This window comes from Ruegeria sp. BF6, from assembly GCF_056538665.1.
Map to the genome: position 1 here is coordinate 1 of NZ_JBQFTN010000029.1, position 22,743 is coordinate 22,743.

The 22,743-nt window shown below is 54.0% G+C and carries 15 protein-coding genes and 1 pseudogene; 5 read left to right on the forward strand and 11 right to left on the reverse strand.

The window, feature by feature from the left end:
* From ACR0IM_RS23995 to ACR0IM_RS24005, 3 genes and pseudogenes are all read right to left on the reverse strand, one after another.
* Positions 1-460 (reverse strand): annotated as a pseudogene (locus tag ACR0IM_RS23995) (IS6 family transposase); the annotation flags it as partial.
* Positions 461-781: 321 nt separating this feature from the next.
* A complete protein-coding gene (locus ACR0IM_RS24000) occupies positions 782-1,618 on the reverse strand; it encodes a class I SAM-dependent methyltransferase (RefSeq protein ID WP_480643560.1) in 837 nt (278 codons plus the stop codon).
* A 329-nt stretch (positions 1,619-1,947) separates the two neighbouring features.
* Positions 1,948-2,967 (reverse strand): replication initiator protein A, encoded by a 1,020-nt coding sequence (locus ACR0IM_RS24005; protein WP_480643561.1) that lies wholly within the window; start codon positions 2,965-2,967, stop codon positions 1,948-1,950.
* A gap of 419 nt (positions 2,968-3,386) precedes the next feature.
* Between ACR0IM_RS24005 and ACR0IM_RS24010 the strand changes: the two genes are divergently transcribed.
* Positions 3,387-4,775: an AAA family ATPase gene (locus ACR0IM_RS24010; RefSeq protein ID WP_480643562.1), complete on the forward strand. Its 1,389-nt coding sequence runs from the start codon at positions 3,387-3,389 to the stop codon at positions 4,773-4,775.
* Between the two features lie 45 nt (positions 4,776-4,820).
* Positions 4,821-5,873 carry a ParB/RepB/Spo0J family partition protein gene (locus ACR0IM_RS24015; RefSeq protein ID WP_480643564.1) on the forward strand — a complete coding sequence of 351 codons (1,053 nt, stop codon included), beginning with the start codon at positions 4,821-4,823 and terminating at the stop codon, positions 5,871-5,873.
* A 267-nt stretch (positions 5,874-6,140) separates the two neighbouring features.
* On the opposite strand, the gene ACR0IM_RS24020 is transcribed toward ACR0IM_RS24015, so the two are convergent.
* Complete coding sequence (locus ACR0IM_RS24020; protein WP_480683444.1) at positions 6,141-7,289, reverse strand: Coenzyme F420 hydrogenase/dehydrogenase, beta subunit C-terminal domain; 1,149 nt, start codon at positions 7,287-7,289, stop codon at positions 6,141-6,143.
* A gap of 629 nt (positions 7,290-7,918) precedes the next feature.
* Here ACR0IM_RS24020 and ACR0IM_RS24025 point away from each other — a divergent pair.
* From ACR0IM_RS24025 to ACR0IM_RS24035, 3 genes are all read left to right on the forward strand, one after another.
* Entirely contained in the window at positions 7,919-9,310 is a 1,392-nt protein-coding gene (locus tag ACR0IM_RS24025) for an O-antigen ligase family protein (protein WP_480643568.1), read from the forward strand.
* Positions 9,307-10,434, forward strand: a complete 1,128-nt coding sequence (locus ACR0IM_RS24030) for a right-handed parallel beta-helix repeat-containing protein (RefSeq protein ID WP_480683445.1) — start codon at positions 9,307-9,309, stop codon at positions 10,432-10,434. The genes ACR0IM_RS24025 and ACR0IM_RS24030 overlap by 4 nt, the downstream gene beginning before the upstream one ends.
* Positions 10,435-11,347: 913 nt before the next feature.
* Positions 11,348-13,735, forward strand: a complete 2,388-nt coding sequence (locus tag ACR0IM_RS24035; protein WP_480643572.1) for a LamG domain-containing protein — start codon at positions 11,348-11,350, stop codon at positions 13,733-13,735.
* A gap of 182 nt (positions 13,736-13,917) precedes the next feature.
* Here ACR0IM_RS24035 and ACR0IM_RS24040 read toward each other — a convergent pair whose 3' ends face one another.
* From ACR0IM_RS24040 to ACR0IM_RS24070, 7 genes are all read right to left on the reverse strand, one after another.
* A complete protein-coding gene (locus ACR0IM_RS24040) occupies positions 13,918-14,559 on the reverse strand; it encodes a PIG-L deacetylase family protein (protein WP_480643573.1) in 642 nt (213 codons plus the stop codon).
* A 4-nt stretch (positions 14,560-14,563) separates the two neighbouring features.
* A complete protein-coding gene (locus ACR0IM_RS24045; protein ID WP_480643575.1) occupies positions 14,564-15,343 on the reverse strand; it encodes a sugar phosphate nucleotidyltransferase in 780 nt (259 codons plus the stop codon).
* A 20-nt stretch (positions 15,344-15,363) separates the two neighbouring features.
* Positions 15,364-16,635, reverse strand: a complete 1,272-nt coding sequence (locus ACR0IM_RS24050) for a methyltransferase domain-containing protein (protein ID WP_480643576.1) — start codon at positions 16,633-16,635, stop codon at positions 15,364-15,366.
* Positions 16,636-16,670: 35 nt separating this feature from the next.
* The gene (locus ACR0IM_RS24055) at positions 16,671-17,861 is read right to left on the reverse strand and encodes a class I SAM-dependent methyltransferase (RefSeq protein WP_480643577.1); all 1,191 of its coding nucleotides are present in this window, start codon (positions 17,859-17,861) and stop codon (positions 16,671-16,673) included.
* Positions 17,858-19,093 (reverse strand): class I SAM-dependent methyltransferase, encoded by a 1,236-nt coding sequence (locus ACR0IM_RS24060; RefSeq protein ID WP_480643578.1) that lies wholly within the window; start codon positions 19,091-19,093, stop codon positions 17,858-17,860. Before ACR0IM_RS24060 ends, ACR0IM_RS24055 begins: the two co-directional genes overlap by 4 nt.
* 3 nt (positions 19,094-19,096) lie before the next feature.
* The gene (locus ACR0IM_RS24065) at positions 19,097-20,143 is read right to left on the reverse strand and encodes an NAD-dependent epimerase/dehydratase family protein (RefSeq protein ID WP_480643579.1); all 1,047 of its coding nucleotides are present in this window, start codon (positions 20,141-20,143) and stop codon (positions 19,097-19,099) included.
* A 250-nt stretch (positions 20,144-20,393) separates the two neighbouring features.
* Positions 20,394-22,743, reverse strand: a 2,350-nt coding sequence (locus ACR0IM_RS24070; protein WP_480683446.1) for a cadherin-like domain-containing protein, incomplete at its 5' end; no start/stop codon positions are given.

Consider the following 22,743-nt stretch of genomic DNA (forward strand, 5'->3'; position numbering starts at 1 on the left):
GGTACTTCCGATGCAACATCTCAATTGAAATTGGACATCCAAAACTCTTGAGCATGGTGTTGACGGCTTTGATACCAGCAGTGTTGGCGCCTCTCTTGTCGATGACGATCTTTCGTGGCAACCCATTAACTTCCAGCATCCGAGCGAAGAACTTCGTGGCGGCTGGTTTGTTTCGGCGTCGTGAAAGCATGAAGCCAAGTGTCTTGCCATACTTATCGACGGCTCGATAGAGATAGACCAACGCCCCCTTCACTCGGATGTAAGTCTCATCCATTCTCCAGGAACGGTCGCATGGTCTTTTACGCCGGCGGGCTGTTTCTGCCATCGCGCCGGAATACCGTGTGACCCACCGGTTCAGCGTGGAGTGATCAACAGAAACGCCCCGCTCGCGCATGATTTCTTCCAGATCCCGGTATGACACTCCCTAGCGAACGTAGAAAAATACCGCGAACAGGATCACTTCCCTAGAATATTGTGCGCCTTGAAAGAGATCATGATCGGACTTTCGACTTGATAATACCGATAGTCATTCATCCGCTGGCGGCGCAAGCGTCAATAGCCAAAGTTTGCAACAGATCCTAAGGCCACAGTGACAATAATTTACAGTACCGCAATGTAATGCGCAGGAAATACGAAAATTGCACGTATGCGCCTTAACTGATTTCAAAAAATACAAAATGCTCTGCCTCTCTAGGCAGTTCAATAGTTGGAAACACTCAGGCATTTGAGCGCCAAACATTCCAACCTGTTCCAGTTTTGCTATGGGATTAGAAAGTCTGGTCTAGTTTATGCTAAGTTGGCGATCTGTATCTGAATGCACGTATTCATTATAGTTCGGATGGTCGAACGCGTGATGAACATAGATTTGTGAATTCCAGACGGCTTTGATACGACGCGTATGTACCAAACCGGCGATCTGGCGAATTTTTCGTTCATCCGAGACATCGTTGTAGTCGCGTAATGCGCGCAACTGTCCAACATCTTCGCAAAGAAGCCCGCCACCTTCTGCACTGACTACATCATCACAATAACAGAATACCCGAGGGAGAAGGTTTTCGGCGTTTCCTTGAAAAAGAGCCAACGCATCACGTGTAGAAGACCAGAAGTCCAAATCAAGAAAAGCCGCACCGATCGGGGCGGGTTTGTGAGTTTTCACGAAGTCCGGGACGGTATCTTTCACATCACCCAGAACAAGACGGCTGCGGGACAGGCGACTCTGTAATGCATCCTGATCCATCTTGTAGAAGCCTTTTTTCCAAATGTAGGGCAGATCACGGTAATCGACTGGGTCAGGCAGACCCTCACCGGTATCAAAGCCCCATATTTCGATTTCCACCCCATAAATTTTCTCTAATTCAGGACACAGCTTTTCCAATGCCAGCAAGCCCTGCCCGCCCGCAACGCCAAACTCCAGAGCTGAAATCTTCCGGATATTCAAAGCAGCCGCCAAACGCGCTGCATTTGCCAAGCAATAAGCATAGTGTGGGCGATCAAAAAGATCATAATCTAGTTTTGACCTGGTTGACGCAGTGCCAAGGGCTTTCCAAATTTTCAAAGGAATCTTTTGGGGACTTATCAGCGCATTAATAAAACGGCTCACAACAGTATACTCGCTCATGCAAATTCTTTGAATTATTGATAGGCCTTTGCGGGTTCGGCCGCAAACTTTTTCAATGAGGGAGCAATCCTTTTTCTCAGTTCGCAAAATTATTGGCCTTAGGCAGGCAGTTGCCTGCACGAGAACTAGCCATCGCGAACATTCCGTTAGGTGTCGACGCCGGCCCATATAGAAAGTGCTTATCCCCGGAATCCCACGCACGATCTGGTGCGGACGGTCGGAAAGCTAAATTTAAATTCTGCCTTATACTGTGGGGCGACGGTAGAACCGGCTCCGCCGGAACGATCCAGTACTAGCAGGGGCAAAGGATACGGTCTCCACTGTGGCCTTCACCCCCCTGCCCGCTTGCGTACCCAACCCAAAAACGCCGCATCCGGCTTCCTTAACCGCGGCGCACCTGAGCGGATCCAAACCCCGCGCCATTCCGCTTCGAGCCCGTAGACATCGACACCGGGCATGAGACGGCGCGCCTCTTCCAGGGTCTCTACATCCAGTACCGGCGGGGGTGTATCTGGTTCGATCAGCCCTGCGCGCGGGGCAAACCGTATCAGGTCACCCGGATCCTCGCGCATCTCGTAATCGGGCAAGTGGTTCGCCTCGATCATATCACGGAGCATCTTGCGAAAAACACGACGCGGCGAGGCACTGCCTGACTTCTTCAGAAGCGTGTCCACCGAAACCGTCCAGCCAGGCTGGCGCCCGCAGTGTTTGCGCGCCAACTCGTAGATCCTCCGTTCCAGCGGTTTACGCAGACGAAAGTAATCGCGCGACAACGTAAGCACCGATTTCGACAGCACCGCCCGATATAACCAATCGGACAGGGTCACCGCCACACTGACCATCCGGCCTCCGCGGGTTTTTCGCACAATCTCCCAGCTTTCGATCAAACCGAAACCCGTGGTGGTTTCTGTCTCTCCTGTGACGATGTTGGTGGTGATGCGGGTGCCCGCCAACCGTTCGAAAGCCTCGCGCAGCCGCCGGTAGGCATCACCGCTGGTCTCACGGTTGGTTGCCACCAGCAAATCATGCGCCTTCAGCTGCAGCGTTCTACTGACCGTACGCCCGGCGTTGATCGCTGCCATAAGCTGACTGATGCAGAAAATCAGGATGTCCTTGTCATGGATTGTCGCCAGCCCCTTGACCGACGGCGTCACCGTGATTTGCACACCGTTGTGCTGGTATTCCAGAATGCGTCGATCCGGACGGGTCGCCAGCGAGAACAGCGGGTGTTCCATACTGGCGAGATCATCCTTGGGAATCGCATCGAAAACATCGCAGACGAAGAAATCGCCCTGCTGCCTGCGGTCTGGAAGAAGCCCCCCGACCGTATCTGTGACTGCCCTGCCCATGGCCCTCTTTCCTGCAGCTCTCTTTCGGAGCCTTCGTGTCGAACCGCTATCCGACTCGTTTTTTCGTGGTTTTAGTGACACCCACCCTAGAGTTATCCACATAGCCGCACAACGGGGGTTCGGAGTCACCAGATCGGGGGTTCAGAGTCATTCTATCGGGGTTTCAGAGTCAGCGTGTAAGAGTAAAAATCGATTAAGAAAATGATATTAAATGATTTTTTTTGATGACGGAGGATCTATAACTATAAATAACACAAAAATAACTCTAAAAGAAAACACACAACATTCCACGATGCGCTAAAATCGCACCACCACCCCCTTATTTTACTGAGAAAAAATCTATTTGTGCGCATTTACCTTCCATGTGCCGAGTTTTTGCGTATCATGGACAAAAGGCGATACATCGGGCGGTAATTACTATGGCTAAGGACGGAACTTCCCTCCCCCCCTATTTCAATATTGATCCGGATTCGGCGCTTGCAGATTTGGACTTACCCACAAGCTCAGAGGGTTTTGAAGTCATTGCTCAGGCTTGCGCTCAGGGTCGGGCTGATCTTGCGAGTCGAGGTCTGAACGATGAAGGGCATAAGTCTTTACGCCTGTTTTCCACTTGGGAAATCACCCGCTATTTAATCCCTGTTGCTCAAGCGCATTTTCGCCGCGTCTTAAAACAAAACCCTGACCTCCCCCAGGGGCGATCCGAGACCGAAGGTGGCGCCAAGTGGTTCAGTCTGGAGGAGGTGTTGCGCCTGCGTGCCTTCTTCGGTGCGCAGGGTTCTAAGTCTAAAAACTACCTGCCTTATCGGCCTGAGGGTCAGCCCGCCAAATTGGTTGCCGTAGCCAACTTCAAAGGCGGCGTAGGTAAGACATCCACTGCGGCGCATCTGGCGATGTCTGCTGCGCTTGATGGATACAAGGTGCTTGTGGTCGATCTCGACAGCCAGGGCTCGATGACCTCTATCTTCAGTGGCCGTGTCGAAGATGAATGGCAAACGGCCTTTCCTTTGTTAGCTCGTCACTACGGTGAATATCTGCGTATAGAAAATCAACGGCGCTTGGATCGCGGGGACCCGCCGCAGCCGCTCGACGACACACTGAGTGCGGCTTTGGAAATGACAGCGGAGGATGTCATCCAAAAAACCCACTGGCCCAATATCGATTTGATCGGAGCACAGCTGAACCTGTACTGGGCCGAGTTCCAGATACCGGTCTGGCGCATGCAGGCGAGAGGGTGGAAACTTTGGGACGCTCTTAGCGACCGCTTAGCTGCAGATGGCGTGTTGGAGAACTATGACCTTGTTTTCATAGATACCCCCCCTGCCCTAGGCTATCTGACTATAAACGGCTTATCGGCAGCCGATATTCTGTTAGTACCGCTTGGGGCATCTTTCCTGGAGTTTGACTCCACAGGGCGGTTTTTCGACATGCTGCATTCGACATTTGCCAGCATTGAAGATGGTGAGAACGTTGCAGCCCGCGCTTTAGGACGACCTGAAATGGCATTCGAGTGGGATGCAGTCCGCGCGGTCATCACACGATATGACGGAGCGCAGCAAGGGGAGCTTTCGGCCCTGATGCAGGCCTATCTGGGCAAAACGCTTTCTCCACACCGACAGGATTTCACCGCTTTGATCGGGCAAGCCGGCGAACAGGTAAGCGGGATTTATGAAGCCGATTACCGCGATTTTAATCGTGAAACCTATGCACGCGGCCGCGAAACATTCGACGCAACCTATGCTGCATTCAAGCGGTTGTTGATCGGTGTGTGGCGGCGGGATGAACTGGCAGCACAACAGGCGGCAGAATAACGATCCCGGGACAAAACACTGTAGGGCATGCGAGGAGAAGCAGAGATGGCAAAACGTAAGCGATTGACCCCGGCCCAACCGAGCTATCTGGGCGCGGTACCCGAGGCAAAATCTGCACCACTAGGGGCCAGTGCGGCACCTATCGCACAGGTGGCCGGTGAAGCGTCGACCGTAGCCGCGCTAGAGGAAGTTACCCAGGTTCTACAAAGCGCCCGAAAGGAAGGGCGTATGATTGAGTTATTGCCCCTGGTGGCGATTGATGAACGTCACCTGGTGCGTGACCGTCTGGAACAAAATGAAGAAGAAATGGCTTCGTTGCTGGACAGCTTGCGTACCAGAGGGCAGCAAATGCCCATTGAGGTTGTCACTTTGCCGGATGCAAAAGGATCTTGTACCCATGGCTTGATTTCGGGATGGCGACGTCTGACAGCGCTGCGCAGGCTTTATCAGGAAACCTCGGATCCCAAATTCGCACATGTGAAGGCGATGGTGATCACTCCGGATACCGCTCAGGATGCCTATGTGGCGATGGTCGAGGAAAACGAGATCCGAGTGAACCTAAGTCACTATGAGCGCGCGCGCATCACCGTGCGTGCGATGCGGGAAGGGGTTTACCCAACACAGAAAGCCGCATTGCAGGGACTATTCGGTAATGCGACACGGTCAAAGCGATCGAAGATCGGTACATTCATCGCTTTGGTCGAAGCCTTTGATACATCCCTTCATTTCCCGTCGGCAATCAGCGAGAAGCTTGGCCTGGCGCTGGTTCGCGAAATGACCCGTGATCCGGAGTTTGCCGATGCACTGAAAAAAAGACTTCAGAACAGCCCTCGAGACAGTGCTGAGGTCGAGATGCAAGTTCTGTCATCTGTATTGGCCGAACGGCTGGCGCCTCCTAAAGCTCCGGTCGAAGTTAAACAGTCCGCGGTCACTCGCCAGTCTGATCCGGCTTCGGCGGCAGGTGAGCGGATTATAACCCGCGTGACGCCAGAAATTGAAATGCGCTTTACTCCAGATCGAGGGCGGATCGAACTGATTGGCGGTGCGGTTTCGGAGCAGCTGGCCGACGCATTGCAGGATTGGTTGCGGGCTCAGTAGTGCTTGTTCAAATGTTTCGCGCGCGAAACATTTTGGAGTGTGAGTTATCGGTAGCGGCTCAAATCAGGACTGTATCTACGGCACTTGATAGGTGGCTTCCACCGACGCTTTGCCATGCGACCATCGGTCTGGCGCAGTGTGGTCCTTCGCGGGATCCCTCAGAAAATTCGCGTAAGACTACTTAATGCAATAATGCAGCCGTCATAGCACCGTAGATCAAAACGTCACCGGCCTAAAACTACCTGGCTTGTACAATGTATGTCTGTGTTAAGGAGTCCGCCACATGCCACGTTGTACGATCCGTCGCAGCGTCCCGACCGTCGACTTGAGCTTCAACTTCAGTGGTAAGGCCAGCCACGGGCCAAACAGGTCGAGTTCTTTGAATTGAGTGTTTGGCATACCTAGAATGCGATGTGCGAGCCGACGACCCCATACAGAGCCTTTCTTACGGAGCAGGCCTTCTTGAGATTTGTCAATTTTCCACGGTTCCGCCGCCGATGCGGTGAGGTATCCCGCAGCGATCGCACCCTCAATAATATCTTTACCCAGTTTGGTGCGCGCGACGATTAGGGAGAAGCCCGGGTTCTCACCATCCGGATGTTCATACCAAGGGTCACCACAGGAGATATCGGCAAGCTCCCCTGACCCATCGGGCCACAAATGAGTGGCCCAGGGGCGGAATTGTTGCAGATAAGACCAAGCCTCATAGTAGATCAGGTGTTCTTTGGCTGGCTCATCCTCGTTGCGGGTGGTGAAGTATCCTGGCCAGCCATAGCCGCGATAACGCAGGCTTTTCAAAGTGGCTTCTGTGACGCCAAAGCGCTCCATAAGGTTGCGCGTGGCTTGCGTCGGCGGGGTCTCTGCGCAGAAGAAGGACAGTGTAACCCCAACTTTCTTAGCCAAGGCTGGGCGAACCTTCATAACGTTTCGCGTAGCTGTCACTTCAACCGGCTTGCCAATAACCACGCACGGTGTGGGCGCGGCTTCAACCTGTCCCAATCCGTCGCATACAGATGCCGGGGAGTAGCGAGAACCCAAAACGGCCATAAGGTCTTTGCGGTTAAAGGACATTCTGGTCTTGTTGCGGATCGGATCTTCAGGGTTTTCACCAGTGTGCAACACTCCATGAAAACCGCGCTGCTCGAGGCAGTACTGCGCAATTGCTGTCAATGCGCCGCCAGAGCTGCCTTTGAAGCGGATTTCCTCATCGGTTGCATAGCCCTCCCAGATACCCGTGATTGCGCCCCAGTTGTTTTCGGTTGCTTTGTCCACGGCAGGCTCATAATCAGCTCGTCGTTTCAATTCGCCAAAATCCGCAAATACGGTTGGGCAGACAGCAAGCATCTCTCTGGTCTTCGAGCTGCTTATGGTTTCAGAGAATTTTGGGCGCGTACCGACATGGTCCAAATCTACCATCGTGACGTCGTCCTCGGAACCGATATACGAGCATACGCCACACCCCAGACAAAGCCGAGGGTCTGCGACACTGCGAACATTGCCTTTGGAACTCATGATTTTTCATTCACCGAACGAAACACAGATTTTCAGCATTTAGGACGGAATTTCCCCGCCAATCAAGCCTTTGTTCGTTGATGCCGCGTCTAAGTCCGCAACTCGCGACCACGCCTTCATCTCTTTGAGTGTCAGCGCCATTGATCGTGTCCTGACCACGATCAACAGAAAGAAACAGGAACCAGCAACTGCGCTGCCCTATTGTTCCGGACGCAGGAAGCTCTGCTGGGAATAGTCGATGCAAATGGCACGCTGAGAAACTGCAGCACAGCCACTATAGCCGGTACATGGTTGCCCACGAGCGACCGTTCACAATGTTGGAGATGAGGGAGTCATCATACGTTCAGGGGGAGTTCGGTTTGATGTGGGGCTCGATTTCTCTGCATACTCCAATTCAGGTTTTTTCTTTTGATGCAGAACAACTTTCCGGCTTTGTCGCGAAAATACCCAAAACAGCACATACTATTGGAGTGTATACATGTATTCTCTGCGTTGATGTATTATTCATAGCTTGATTAGGGCATCTACGAACAATGACAGCAACAGAGAGCAGTTCTTTTCCAGAAACGGCAAAAGCGGCCGGGGATGTCCGTACGCATCGCATGCCTTTGCTGCTGCGTCTGTTCATTCTTTCTCTGGTGATACCATTCTTTTTTCAGCTTGGTCCCATTCAGATGACCGTGAACCGCTTTCTGCTGACTCTTTGGATTGTGCCCGGTCTGATAATGTGGGTGCAGGGTAGGGCGGGGCGTATCCGCGTTGCGGATGTGGCACTACTCGGACTTTGTCTATGGGTGGCACTCAGCTATTTTGTTCTGCACGGTCCGGCGCTTGCACTTGAACCCTCTGGCATTCGTTTTATCGAGACCATGGGGGCGTATCTCATGGCGCGTTGCTATATTCGTAGTGCAGATGATTTTTATTCCGTGGTCCGGATGTTGTTCTGGATCGTGTTGTTGATGCTGCCCTTTGCTATTTACGAAACACTGACAGCACACAATATCCTGCTAGAGCTAGCCAATAAGCTCACATTTTCAGGCTGGGATGTCTGGAAAGATCCTCGCTGGGGTCTTGATCGGGTGCAAGGGGTATTCCAGCACCCTATTCTATTTGGCATCTTCTGCGGTGGGACGGTGAGTCTGACCTATTATGTATTGGGATATAAGGCGTCTCTCTGGAAGCGTTGGGGTAGGACATTTTTGGTAACCTTAACCGCTATGTTGTCCCTGTCTTCTGGCCCTCTAACCGCTATTGTCGCGCAGCTAGGGCTAATTACTTGGGACAACCTTCTGCACAAAGTTAAACAACGTTGGTTCATTCTCAGTGGCGGCATCTTGTCAGTGGTAGTTGCGATCGAAATCGCGGCTAACCGATCGACTCCGGAAATATTCATTTCGCTTTTTGCCTTCAATACGAAGACAGCTTATTCACGGATATTGATCTGGCGGTACGGCACCATATCCGTTGAGCAAAATCCGCTCTTTGGTGTTGGCTTGGGTGAATGGTATAGGCCTGAGTGGAAAAGCAGTAGCTTGGATATGTTCTGGCTGCATCCTGCGGTGATGCATGGATTGCCCGCCGGCCTTTTGCAACTGTTGTTCTTTTTTGCAATGTTCCTACCGATTTTGTTCAAATCCGGTTTGAGTGATCGATCCTCGAATTACCGGACCGGCTATCTGGTTTGTATGATTGGGTTTTTCCTTGCGGGCTGGGCTACTAACTACTGGAAAGTCATATATGTCTTTTTCATTTTTCTGATTGGTGCTGGTGCTTGGCTTCTCGATGATGAAAATAGAGAAAAAACTAATGCAACACACACCGATGAGAGAGACCCAAGTCGTTCTCATCGAGGCGATAAAGGCACTAGAACAGCTCTGCGATACAGCCGTTATGAAGCCTATCATTCGCGGCGAGAGCGCACATGAAACTTCGATCTGTGGTTTTGTTCATAAGCACATTGTATGCCCAACTTGTTCCTGCTCTTGCTGATGTGAACAAATTGCTCACAATGTTGGATGCTGCTCAGGGGGGCGACACGATTGTCCTAGCATCGGGGAATTACGGTTCTGTTGCCCTCAAGAACTTCAGCTACAATAGCATGGTTACCGTCAAATCGGCGGATCCGGACAACCCTGCGCTTTTCTCTAGTTTTGAAGTCGACAATGTCAGCCACTTGCGCATCGACGGGATTGTGGTCGCTGATAGCGGAAATGGCGGTCAGGCTTCCAAAATCGTTTCGATCACGAACAGCGATCATGTGGAATTCGTGAACTCTGAAGTCCACGGCTTGGAAGACAACAATATGTCCGGCCATTATGGGATTTATGCCAATGGCAATACCGACATTCTTCTCAGTGGCAACTATGTGCATGACGTAAAGAACGGTTTTGTCATCTACCCTAATGAAAGGGTCTCAGTTTCTGAGAACTATGTCGATTATATCGGTAGTGATGCTTTCAAGTTTATCGGGATCAACGACTTCCTGATCGAAAACAACACCCAAGGAGGGCACGTCAACCCTGAGGCGGGATGGCACCTGGACTTCATGCAATTCCAGGGGACCGCGGATACTTCGAACGGAATTATCCGCGGCAACGTGCTTCTGACGGAAACTCAGATGAACGTGCAGGGGATTTTCATGAGGGGTGCAGCCTTCAACGATATCTTGATAGAACAGAACATCATCGCAACCGGCATGTTCAACGGCATTGTGGTGGATGGTGAATCCGGCACTTCGGGAATGGTTATCCGTTACAACACCCTGATCAATATTCCAGACACCGTACACAAGGCGACCGTCGTGCGAGTGGAAAACGGATCGGTTGTCTCGGTCACAGGCAACATAATGGTTCATGAAAAGGGCGGTCTAACAGATGGAAATCTGTTGCTGCAGGTCAGACAACGTGGTCGACCATATCACTACAGCACAGCTTTTGCGAAGGGGTTGCCCCGTCCAGGTATGACGATCGACGACTTAACACCTATCAAAGGCGGTCCTGCAGAGGTTTTCGGGGCCAACACGCGTTTAATGGAATTACTGAACCCGTAAGTGACGAGGGCTGTAGCGACTATGGTAGGAACTTTGGGCAAACGCTGATCACAAGCCGTGACCAGACCGTCGGAGAGAGTAGCCAAGCATTGTGGAGTTTCCAGTGCGCCCCTCAGATGCCGAATATGGGCTGCGGTGCAGGTCGCATCGCATTGATCTTATCTTTAAAACCATCACAAACGTGATTCAGTGGGGGAAACTTAAATAGAATCAATATCATAAATGATTTTCGAATCGCTTTTAAATTGATTGGGAATGATCCTGAAAAATGGCTGAAATCTAGCCGTGATAGTCAGCCTTAAAGAATTTCTTCCAAAAGGTTGAAAGCCTTTTAATCAAGCCTGGCTGCAATAATTTGCGATTCAATTCGAAGCGGATATGGTTCCTGTCCTTTCCCGGTTGAGTTTTTGTCCAGAAGTGGCAGTTTTTTGCCAGTCACACCTTTACCTTGGGTAAGCTGACGGTTTTCTTCAATAACGTTATGAATTAAAATAGATTTTTACGTTTGTATCCGCTGCCAAATAGAGCCTTGAGAGCTATCATTTCTTCTATCGCGCAAAAATCATTACAAAGCTATGCGGGAAAAATGCCGACATTATTTGTGCCGCTTGATAGCGAAAGTTCTACAAAGTAGTGATTGCGCGACGTCAATAAAAAGACCACACAAATACCACACTCACGAGGCGAGTTGATCTCAAAAAGACCACATAAATAACACACTTGCGGGCCAACCTGCCCGGCAAGTCAAGTGCGAGTATCCGCATTTTGGCGTTTGAACATAGCGCTAAATGCTTGTCCTGTGCCGTAGGACTTAAGGGATGATCCACGGCGCGCTGGTTAAAGAGTTCTAACCGCAACCACTCACGGCGGCAGTCTTGCCTGCCGCATGAAGCCAAAATGAGGCACAATCATAATGGCAACTATCAACGTATCAAACGCGTCGCAGCTATTGTCGGCTCTTTCTTCTGCTCAGGGCGGCGACACGATTGTTCTTGCATCCGGAAACTATGGCTCCGTTGATTTCAAGAACCTTAGCTACAACAGCATGGTGACCGTCAAATCGGCGGACCCAGATAAACCAGCTTTTTTCTCACACCTTGATGTGGACAATGTCAGCCACTTGCGCATTGACGGAATTGAAGTGGGAGACAGCGGAAATGGCAGCCAGTCTTCCAACATCGTTTCGATCACGAATAGCGATCATGTGGAATTCGTGAACTCTGAAGTCCACGGCCTGGAAGACAACAATATGTCCGGCCATTACGGGATTTATGCGGCCTATAACACCGATATCCTTCTCAGCGGCAACTATGTGCATGACGTAAAGAACGGTTTTGTCATTTACCCTAATGAAAGGATCGAAGTTTCTGAGAACTACGTCGATTATATCGGCAGCGATGCTTTCAAGTTTATCGGGATCAACGATTTCCTGATCGAAAACAACACCCAAGGTGGGCACGTCTATCCCGAGGAGGGATGGCACCTGGACTTCATGCAGTTCCAGGGGTCAGGTTCGTCGGATGGTGTTATCCGCGGCAACGTGCTTCTGACGGAAACTCAGATGAACGTGCAGGGGCTCTTCTTGAATGGTGAAGATTTCCACAACATCCTGATCGAGCAGAACATTCTCGCAACTGGTATGTATAATGGCATTGTTGTAGGCGGTGCGAACACTTCTGGTATCACCGTCCGTGACAATACACTGGTTAACATCACCGACACCGTTCACAACGCGACCGTCGTGCGTGTGAAAGACGGAGCACAAGTTTCCAGCTCGGGTAACTTGATTACTTCTACGACAGAAGAGGTTGGGGCGAACTTCCAAGGAGACATCGACAATTACGATAAGTACTTCCAAGGTGACATTACGCCTGGTTTGACTCTTGAAGACCTGCGTCCTGTCGAGGGCAGCCTGGCTGAACAATACGGCGCTTACGAAAGGCTGATGGAACTGCTTGACGGCACTTCTTATATTCCCGAGCCATCCAGCCCCGAGTTGACCGAGCCCGAGTTATCCAACCCCGAGCCGACTGAGCCCGAGCCGACTGAGTCGGAGGTTTCGGATGAGACTAATGGCGGCCAGCTTGACGGCGCGGCGTTCAGCGTATTGGGCACACAGAACATCAGCAGCAGCTCGGATGTGATTGAGGTTGCTCATAGCAATGACTTGGCGCTGGAAACCGGGACCATTGCACTCAGCTTCAATGCCGATACTGTTTCGGGCCGGTACGGTATTCTGACCAAGGATGCCAGCTATTATGCCGGTGGTGGTAATCACCTGGCTGTCTATATCGACAAGGGCTCGCTGGTCGTGCGTTTCCAGGACGGTTCCAGTGACGAGATCGTCCGTATCCCCGGGATAAACGCGAATCAGGACTACGACCTGCAACTCTCCTTCGGTGACAATGAAGTCGGAGTTTGGTTGGATGGCCAGCAGGTTCATACTGCCGACTTTTCGATGACCTTGGCTGACAACGTCGAGTATCTGCAGATTGGTGCCCTGGGGTGGGGCAGCGACTCGGGCAAGGCAGGCTATGGGAATGTATTCGACGGCGCAATTTCCGACGTTGCAATCGTCGAGGGGAAATGGACGCCTGAGCAAATGCAGGAGTTCATCTACGCCTCCCAGGCGCTTCCTGAGACCCCTGTGACTGAGCCGGAAACACCTGTGACTGAGCCGGAAACACCTGTGACTGAGCCGGAAACACCTGTGACTGAGCCGGAAACACCTGTGACTGAGCCGGAAACGCCTGTGGATACCGCAGGTAACGTGGTCTTCCAAGCGGGAGAGGCTGAGTTCTACGGTAAGAATCGGAGCATCACCAATCTGGACCACGACCAAGCTCTGGAATTGGAGGAAGGAACAATCGCCTTCACCTTCAACGCTGACGACTTGAACGGTCTTCAAGGTCTGATCTCCAAGGATGCCAGCGGCTATGAAGGTGGGGATCACCTTTCGGTTATGTTGAAGGGTGACGACCTGGTCCTGCGCTTTCAGGATGCAGAGACGAACAGCGACGCTAATATGACGGTAGAAGGCATCAAGGCCAATCAGGACTATGATGTTCAGATTTGGTTTGATGGCGACGAGATCGGTCTTGCAGTGAACGGCGAACACGTTGAAACGCAAGAGTTCGATTTCGACCTGACCGGGAACCAGCAGAACCTGCAGATTGGCGGCCTTGGTTGGGACAGTTCTAACGGTGGTGACAAGGTCAGAAATGGCTTCGACGGCACGCTGTCCGATGTTCAGATCCTGGACGAAGCGTTACATGTCGAAACCTTCGACCTGCTAGCCTGATACTGAACACATACCTGTTCCGAAGCATTGCAAGCCGCCAGAGCGTATCTCTGGCGGCTTGTTGCGTTCAAGACGGGTAGTTCAGGGCTTCGTTTTAGCACCTCAGGCCGCAACCCCCAAAGGGGCGGGGCTCGAAATTCCGGGTGCCATATCAATTGTTCTGCATTTGTGGTTGTTTACTTCTACCCCAACCGCAGCTTCCGGGCATAAAACGCTTCGGCCAAGGCGTCCGGGGCGTTGCATTCCAGACCGCGCAACCGCATCAGGCCGCGAAAGGTCAGGTCGTCAAACCAGTGCTTGCCCGCCTGCGAGGCGAAACACTCCATTAGCAGCGAGATTTTGGTGTCGGTATCCGCAACAGAGGCGGGGACGAAAGCGTTGGGTGACCCCATGCCACCATCCCATTTCGGAATCTCGTATTCCAGGATCATATGATCGCGGAACGTGTTCCAGGTCAGTTCTGACAGGATGCGGTGATCCTGATGAAGATCCTGCTTGTATTGGGTCAGGATCAGGTCGGGGTCATGCACTTTCAGCGTTTCCAGAAACGCCTTCACTTCGGCCCATTGATGCGGAAAATGGCCGTCACGGAAGTCTTTCAGCACGATCTCTGACGATCCCGCGCCTTCCAGAAAGCGTTCGGCGCTGGCCCGGGCCTCTTCGCCGCGGACACCCGAGGCTGCACAGACCACCCAGACGATATGGGCATCTGGATTGTCGCGGATAAGCCGCAAAATGGTTGCGCCCGCACCAATTTCGATATCGTCGCTATGGGCACCGAGGCAGAGCACCGTGCCGAGTTTCCCAAGACCGAGTTCACGCATCGTCTCAGTCGTCCTTCCAGACCTGCCAGGGCGTATTCCCGGCGGCCACCCGGTCATCCAGCGCCTGCTTTTCCTTGAACGTGTCCATGCAGGTCCAGAAGCTTTCATGCTGGTGCGCATAAAGCCGCTTTTGCCCGACCAGGCGTTCAAAGCCTTCGATCACCAGTTCCTCACCTTCATGCAGATTGTCGAAAATCTCGGGGCGCAAGGCAAAATAGCCGCCATTCATCCACATGCCCGAGTCCTTCACATCCGAGATTTGCGCCACGCGGCTGTCATCGCCGAAAGACACCAGATGGAAGGAATACGGGGGTTTTACACAGCAGAACCCGGCGATCGCATCGGTGGCGGAAAAGCCCTGGATCATCGCATCGAGATCAAGATCGGTCAGCGTGTCGGCATAGTTGGCCAGAAACATCTCTTCGCCGTCCAGATGCTCGCGCACGCGCAAAAGGCGGCCACCGATATTGGTGTTCTGACCGGTGTCGACAAAGGTGATGCGCCAGTCCTGAATGTCGCTTTGCAGAACGTCGATCCTGGCACCGCCGTTTTCGAAGACGAAGTCGTTGTTGACCCGCTCGTCATAGTCCAGGAAGAACTGCTTGATCGCCTCGCCTTTGTAACCCAGGCAAATGATGAAATCCTTGTGCCCGTAAGAGGCATAGTACTTCATGATGTGCCACAGGATCGGACGTCCCCCCACCGGCACCAGTGGCTTGGGAATCTGATCGGAATAATCCCGCAGCCGGGTTCCCTGGCCCCCACAGAACAAAACGACTTTCATGGCTGATCCTTTTCTTTTGTTCAGGCCCGTGCCCGGGCTGCCTGTGGTGCCAGCACCGTGGCTTCGGGGACAAAAACCACCAATTCGGCACCCCATTCGGCGGTATAGGATAGCTGCTCGGCGATTTCGTCGCGGAAATTCCAGGGCAGGATGACGATAACGTCCGGCTTGGTTTCGGCGATCTTGTCCGGATGGTGGATCGGAATCCGGGAACCGGGCAAATAGCGACCCTGTTTATAGGGATTGCGGTCGACCGTATAGGAGATGAGGTCTGTCTTGATCCCGCAATAGTTCAGGAAAGTGTTACCCTTGCCCGGCGCGCCATAGGCAGCGATCTGTTTACCGGCGCGTGCCGCGGCGATCAGATATTCCAGCGCCTTGCGTTTGGTTTCGCGCACCTGTTCGTCGAAAGAGGCATAGGTTTCCATCCGGTCCAGCCCTGCGGCCAGTTCCCTGTTCCGGAAGGCCACAAGACGATCCGTCACCGGTTTGGTGTCGTCTTCCTCGTGGCGACCAATGATGCGCAGTGACCCGCCATGGGTGGATACCTCTTCGATATCGAACAGCCGGATGCCGTGATGGGCAAAGACCCGCTCCGCCGCAATCAGCGAGAAATAGCAGTAATGCTCGTGATAGACCTGATCGAACTGGTTGCCTTCCATGGTGGCCAGAAGATGCGGGAACTCGATCGTCATCACCGCACCGGGCTTCATCATGATTTTCAGCCCGGCCACGAAATCATTCAGATCGGGCACCTGCGCCAACACGTTCTTGCCCAGGATCAGATCCGCTTGCCGCCCTTGTGCAGCCAGCTTCCGGGCCGTTTCGACGCCAAAAAACTCGACCTCGGTCGGCACACCCTTGTCGATGGCCACCTGGGCCACGTTTTCTGCGGGCTCCACCCCATAGCAAGGGATGCCCAGCGTTACGAAATGCTGCAACAGATAGCCGTCGTTACTGGCCACCTCGACCACCTGACTGTCGGAACCCAGTCCGAAACGGTCTTGCATGTCGTGACAATAGCGGCGCGCATGTTCCACCCAGCTATCCGCATAGGATGAGAAATAGGCGTATTCGGTAAAGATCTCCTCGGCCGGGACAAACTCGTCGAGCTGGGCGAGATAGCATTCGTGGCAAACGAAGGCATGGAGCGGATAGAAAGGCTCCATCTTCGAATAGTTTTCTTCGGCGACATAGCTTTCGCACAATGGCGACATGCCGAGATCGACCAGCGTATGCTTGAGGTGTGTGCCGCAAAACCGACAGGGGAAGGATCCGGTAGGAGCTGACATGCGGGGCCTCTCTTGTTATTTCAATGCGTTTCGTATCAGGAATTGATCAGTTCCGGCGTAAGCCCAAGCTCCGCCAATTGTGCCGTTATCTCGTTACGGTAGATAGGATTCATCAACACGACAACATCGGGCGGATCTTCCGTCAGCGCCTGTGGCGAAATGATCTGCTGGCCGGTTCCGGCCAGATGTTTGCCCTGTTTATGAGGGTTGATGTCGACCACGCGGGTGATCGTGTCGCGATCCCCCAGCATATTGAGGAAACCAACCGCCTTGGCGCCAGCACCCCAGGCCACAGCCCGGCGGCCCTCGGCGCGCCATTGCGCCAGCCGGTCGCGCCAGCCGGACATCTTGGTGTTCTGCGTTTCGCCAAATGCAGCGACATCCGCCGCCAGCTGCCCGAGATTGCCGGTGTCGCTGCCCGGGTTGCCGGTATCCGTTCCCGCAGCCCGTGCTTCGATTGTCAGAAACTGCTTTTCAAAGGTCTCTTCCACGCGCAGCACGTCAAAGCCGCAGGCCGCAAAGGATCGGGTCAGGGATTCGACACTAAAATAGGAACAATGCTCATAAATCACGTCCCAGACCGAACCCTGCCGGATGATCAGATCAGTGTCCGGCACTTCGAAATAGATCACTGTACGATCCGGATCAGTGATCGAGCGCCGGATCATCCGCAGGAAATCATTCGGGGCCGGGATGTGTTCATAAACAAAGCGCGAGGCCAGCAGATCGGCCTGCAGGCGGGCGTGTTCTTCGCCATAATAGTCATTCGACCAGGTAATGCGGTCAGCGGCCGAGGTGTTGACCCGCTCACCCTCGTAGGATGGGTCAAAGCCGTACCCGGTATTACCCCCGGCCTCGCAGAGCATAGCCAGGAAGTCGCCTTTGCCACAGCCGATATCGACCACGGTGCGCTGATGCAGCCCATAGGTGTTCACCAGACGGTCGACCAGTTTCTGCGAATAGTTCTGGAAGGTTGGCGAGAAATGCAGCGAGTTGTCGTATTGCTGATCGTATTCGATCCGGTCCGGATCGAAGGACACATTCCAGATAAATCCGCAATCGGGGCAGAAGGCCAGATCGATATCCCCCCGACGGCAGGCGCGGGCGCTGTCCGCATCCGGCCACAGCACGCCGATCAGCACCGGCTGATCGGACAACGAAAAGAAAAGCCTGGCATGGTTCCCGCCGCAAACCGGACAGGCAGGCACAGAAGGTGTGGCGGTCATTGCGTTGGCTCCATTTCGGGGGCGGTATCAGTTGTCAGGATTTCAGGGGACAGTTGCATGCTGGCGATCTGGGCGGCGATTTCGTCACGATAGATACTGTTCATAACGATCACGACGTCCGGGTGCTTTTCGGTCAGAGTTTCGGGTCCCACGATGGGGGCGGCGCAGCCAGGCATGTAATGCCCCTGCCGTGCCGGGTTGATATCGACGACGCACGAGACAATACCGGGATCGCCGATGGTGGTCAGAAAACCCACCGCCTTCGAGCCGGATCCCCAAAGCGCCACGCGCTGTCCGGCGTCACGCCAGGCGGCGAAACGCCGTCGCCAGCCGTCGATGCGCGCCCGCGCGGTATCGCGGAACTCTGCAACCAGCTTTGTGGTCTCAGTCAGATCGTCGGCCAGTTCAGGCAGCGGTGACGGCTGATCCGACACTGCCGCTTCGATGATCAGGTATTGCTCCCCATAAACCCGACGCAGGTCGAGCACATCGAACCGCGCCAGCCGGAAGGCCCGCGCCAGAGATCCGGCGGTGAAATAGCTGGCATGCTCGTAATAGATGTCCCAGAACGCACCTTCGATCAGGATGCGCCGCAGGTCCGGTACCTCGAAACCAAAGCGCAGACGGGTGCCATCCCCGGCGGCCTGCCGCATCAGAGCCAGAAAACCGGCGACATCGCCAATATGTTCCAGTGTGTGCCGGCAGATCAGAAAATCCGCATCTACCGGTACGTGGGCTTTGGTGAAGTTCTCGGCGTGAAAGGCCAGCCCGCCCGGTTCCGAACTGCGGCCCGGTACATAGGCCGGGTCATAGCCGGTACCGCTGCAGCCGCCCTGGGCGCAGATCAGGCGCAGGAAATCACCCTTGCCGCATCCAACCTCGATCAGATGCCCGCCGCCAAGGCCGAACCGCTCGATCCAGCCCTGCGCCAGATCCGAGACAAACGCATTGAATGTGGGCGAGCCGCCCTGGGCGTCTTCATACCCAGTGCCGTAATCGACCCGCGTCGGATCAAACCGGGCGTTGAAGGCCAACCCGCATTCGGGGCACCAGCACAGCGCCATGTCACCGGTCGGAAACCCGAGCGCAGTGGCACGATCCGGCAAAAGCAACGTGCTCTGCACCGGAATGTCGGTCAGATCATAGAGCGGCAGTATATTCCCGGACTGGCCGCAGGACGGGCAGGCTGGGCCCGGCGCTTCACCGCTTGTGGTGATATCTGCAGGTGTCACGGATCACCCCGCAGCAGCGCGGCGTTCCGTCCAGAATAGCTCGGCATCAAGCGCGCCGCTCTCCATGTGGTCCTGAAGTGTTTTCAGGCGAATGAAACGCGAGCCCTCGAAATCCGCCAGATCCAGCCCGTTGTCCACATAGGCCTTGTGCAGTTCCTCAATGCCCATCGGGACCGTCCATTGCGGGTCATAGCCCGGCAGCCCGGTTTCGATCTTCGAGAAATCCACCCGGTAGCAGCGCTTGTCGGGTCCGCCGCCCGGTTCGTAAGCAATGCGGCTGCCCGGAACCAGTTGCTCGACATGCTCTGCAACGTCGCGCACCTGGTAGTTCTCGCTGGAGCGGCCAACATTCCAGGCGGTGTTGTGGATCAGGTCGCGTGGGGCCTCAAGCGTGGCAAGGAAGGCCCGGCTGATATCCTCGATATGAACCAATGGCCGCCAGGGTGTACCGTCGCTTTTGATCAGAACCTCGCCTTGCAGGAATGCGTAACCAACCAGGCTGTTGACCATCAGGTCCGCCCGCAGTTTGGGTGAGGCGCCATAAGCGGTGGCATTGCGCAGGAAGACCGGCGAGAAACTGTCATCCGCCAGATCGGACAGGATCGCCTCGCTGCGGACCTTGGATTCACCATAGGGTGTAACCGGATTGAATTCGGCGCTTTCGTCCAGCACATCCTCGGGGCTGGCCGCCCCATAGATCGAGCAGGACGACGAGAAGGCGAACCGCTCTACCCCAGCCGCCTTTGCCGCGCGGCCAAGGGTCAGCGTTGCATCCGCGTTGATGTCATAGGTGCATTGCGGATTGAGATTGCCCATCGGATCGTTCGACAAACCCGCAAGATGGATCACTGCATCGAAACCTTCCATGTCGGCAGGTCCCACATCGCGGATATCCTTGCGGATCACGGCGTCCGCCTCGGGCATACCGGACATGTCGCAATGTTCGAAATAGTAACTGTCGAGCCCGGTCACATGATGCCCGCGCTCCTGCAGAAAGGGGATCAGAACCCCGCCAATATATCCGTTGTGCCCGGTAACCAGAATGCGCAACTCGCCAACCTCCTAAATCAGCCTCTGACCCAAACGACAACGCGTACCCGGCACCGTCGAACTCAGCGACTTTCAACAAAAAACACTCACCCCGGCAAAGGTTATCGCTATGCAATTTTCCGGGTTTTCGGCATGTAACTGAAAACGACAGCAAGGGTGAAATTCAATCAAAATCGTACAATCTGAATACAAGGGCGCAACCAGAATTCAACCTTTTTGTGAAAACCGTTCAAACCGTGGTCTCTGCGCCTCAGGCCAGCAAATCACCTTGGAAGAGGAAGTCGTCACTGGTTAGCGACAACCCGTACACATTATTGATCACACCGATCAATTCGTCCTCGTCCCCACCGGCCCCCAATAGCCAGATTGCGGTACCCGCAGGCAGGCCCGCAGCATCCTCGGTCAGAACATAATCCGTCGAGACCCCAGCTAGTTGAATTTGATCTGTTCCGGAAACAAAATCCCAAGCGTAGCCAAAATCGTTGACGCCATCAGTGCTGCCGTCGCCGTCATCGTAGTAGCTACCGTTAGAATCACCGAAGACAAAGACATCCGCGTCTTCGTGGCCGACCAGCACATCACGTTCCCCCAGCCCTGGTAGCGCCACATTGGAATCCACCCCAACCAGCAGATCCGTGCCATCGGTTCCCATGATGATGTCATCGCCTTCAATTTCGGCAAATGTAAGATCGTGGTAGGTGATGTCCCAGTGGTGAGCAATAAGTGCGAAGGAGCCATTCAGGGGTTCCGGTATCACATCCGTCCCTTCTAAAAGCCACTCTACAGGCTCGCTGCTGCCTTCTTCCCAGATCTTGAAGCGATAAACCCTGTTGATCAGGTCAGTCTGTTCCACCCGGATGGTTACATTGTATGTTGCTCCTTCCGTAAAGCTGAATGGCGATGTGTCGAGCAGGGAGCCCCAATTGGGATAATCATGGAGTTCAAATCTGTCGTCATTGGTATTGTAGAAGGGTGAGATGATCGGGTTGTAACCGGACAGGGGTTGCCAGCCCGAAATCGGGTCATCTGTATGCCCGCCCCAAAGCATTCCGAAGCCAAGGCCAGCACCATCTCTGGGCGTGCCGTCGTGCATTTCGTTGATCGTCAGGGACAGGTTTACCTCATAATTGTCCCAGGACTGATCGCCAAAGGTCAGAATCCTATCATAACCCGGTTGTGCAATCCGGACCCCGTCGGCCGTGATAATCCAGTCGCCATCGACTACTTGGGCTACATCCTGAAGGTTTGTGACATTTGACCAGTCGACCACATAGTCGGCGTCCCAGATCACGCCGTCCTCGTATTGGATCGTAACATCCTGAGTAAAGATTTCTCCGTCCGTATAGGTCGCCGTTATGGTCACAATGTCGTCAGCAGAGGAACCATCCAGCGCGGCAAAATCGAGGTCAATATTGAAGTCTCCGTTCGCTTCAAGTCGTCGTGTGTCTGGCCCGACTGAAAGTGTCTGTTCTTCTCCGCCATTCAGGGAATAAGTAAGCGACACCAAATCGACAGTATAAACGTTGCCAAGGATGTTTACCCATTGTTGCGCTGCGCCCGGTGCGCCAAAGGTTTGCGTGTCCCCGTACCAGACACTGATATGGTCGCGTACAGTTAGGCTGACGGTTGCGGTATCGGTGTCTGTGCCGTCCGAGACGGTGTAGGTGAAGCTGTCCGGCCCTTCATATCCAGCGTTGGGGGTATAGGTGAGGGTGCCGTCGCCATTGTCCGTGAGAGTGCCATTGGCTGGCTGGGTGAAGCTGTCGAGGCTCAGCGGGTCGCCATCCGCGTCACTGTCATTGATCAAAAGAGCAGTGGCCACGTTAATGTTCAGTGCTGTATCGGGCAGCGCCGACAGCGTGTCGTCATTGGCCTCGGGCGGATGCGGCTGAGGCACAAAATTTCCATCCTCATCCGCGATCGGATCGCCATCGAAGGCCACATAGTCCACTCGGGCTGTATAGCCGGCGCTGGTCTGAGTGCTTCCGGCCATCGGTCCGACAGCGGTAACATTGAGCGCATGGGTGAAGCTACCGGCAGTGGTCCAAGTCACCCCGTCAGTAGAGTATCGGAAGGTCCAGATATCCTCAGAGCGCGACAGGTCCAGATATGGAGCATTTCCGCCGGGAATAACAACATTGAACATTGGACTGCTGTTACCGTTGATGGTGATCGCCGCAAAGGCGCGCAGATTGCTGCCATCGGAATAGGTGTCAAAGCGCAGCCAGTTGTCCACATCCTGCTCCACCAAAAATCCCTGAAGCTGGAATTGTTCGGTCGGCGTACTCAGGAAACGCGCTTCGACCCGGAAATCGTCGTCGGGCACAGCCTGTAACAGGCGCGCGCCCCGGTTTTCGTCGTAAACGTCGTAGTTGCCAGCCGGTGTAGATAGGATCAGGAACGCATCGTTTGCGGACGTGCCCAGCCCCGAACTGACCTCTGCTGGCCCTGCAAAAACCCAAATTGGATTTAGTGTGAGGCCAGAAAAATCGTCAGAAACACCGGAACTGGGCGGAGCTGCGACATTGAGGCTGACGGTTGCGGTATCGGTGTCTGTGCCGTCCGAGACGGTGTAGGTGAAGCTGTCCGGCCCTTCATAT

Coding starts and splice junctions, on each gene's coding strand:
- ACR0IM_RS24000 (WP_480643560.1), bottom strand. CDS start 1,618: ATGAGCGAGTATACTGTTGTGAGCCGTTTTATTAATGCGCTGATAAGT.
- ACR0IM_RS24005 (WP_480643561.1), bottom strand. CDS start 2,967: ATGGGCAGGGCAGTCACAGATACGGTCGGGGGGCTTCTTCCAGACCGC.
- ACR0IM_RS24010 (WP_480643562.1), top strand. CDS start 3,387: ATGGCTAAGGACGGAACTTCCCTCCCCCCCTATTTCAATATTGATCCG.
- ACR0IM_RS24015 (WP_480643564.1), top strand. CDS start 4,821: ATGGCAAAACGTAAGCGATTGACCCCGGCCCAACCGAGCTATCTGGGC.
- ACR0IM_RS24020 (WP_480683444.1), bottom strand. CDS start 7,289: ATGGTAGATTTGGACCATGTCGGTACGCGCCCAAAATTCTCTGAAACC.
- ACR0IM_RS24025 (WP_480643568.1), top strand. CDS start 7,919: ATGACAGCAACAGAGAGCAGTTCTTTTCCAGAAACGGCAAAAGCGGCC.
- ACR0IM_RS24030 (WP_480683445.1), top strand. CDS start 9,307: ATGAAACTTCGATCTGTGGTTTTGTTCATAAGCACATTGTATGCCCAA.
- ACR0IM_RS24035 (WP_480643572.1), top strand. CDS start 11,348: ATGGCAACTATCAACGTATCAAACGCGTCGCAGCTATTGTCGGCTCTT.
- ACR0IM_RS24040 (WP_480643573.1), bottom strand. CDS start 14,559: ATGCGTGAACTCGGTCTTGGGAAACTCGGCACGGTGCTCTGCCTCGGT.
- ACR0IM_RS24045 (WP_480643575.1), bottom strand. CDS start 15,343: ATGAAAGTCGTTTTGTTCTGTGGGGGCCAGGGAACCCGGCTGCGGGAT.
- ACR0IM_RS24050 (WP_480643576.1), bottom strand. CDS start 16,635: ATGTCAGCTCCTACCGGATCCTTCCCCTGTCGGTTTTGCGGCACACAC.
- ACR0IM_RS24055 (WP_480643577.1), bottom strand. CDS start 17,861: ATGACCGCCACACCTTCTGTGCCTGCCTGTCCGGTTTGCGGCGGGAAC.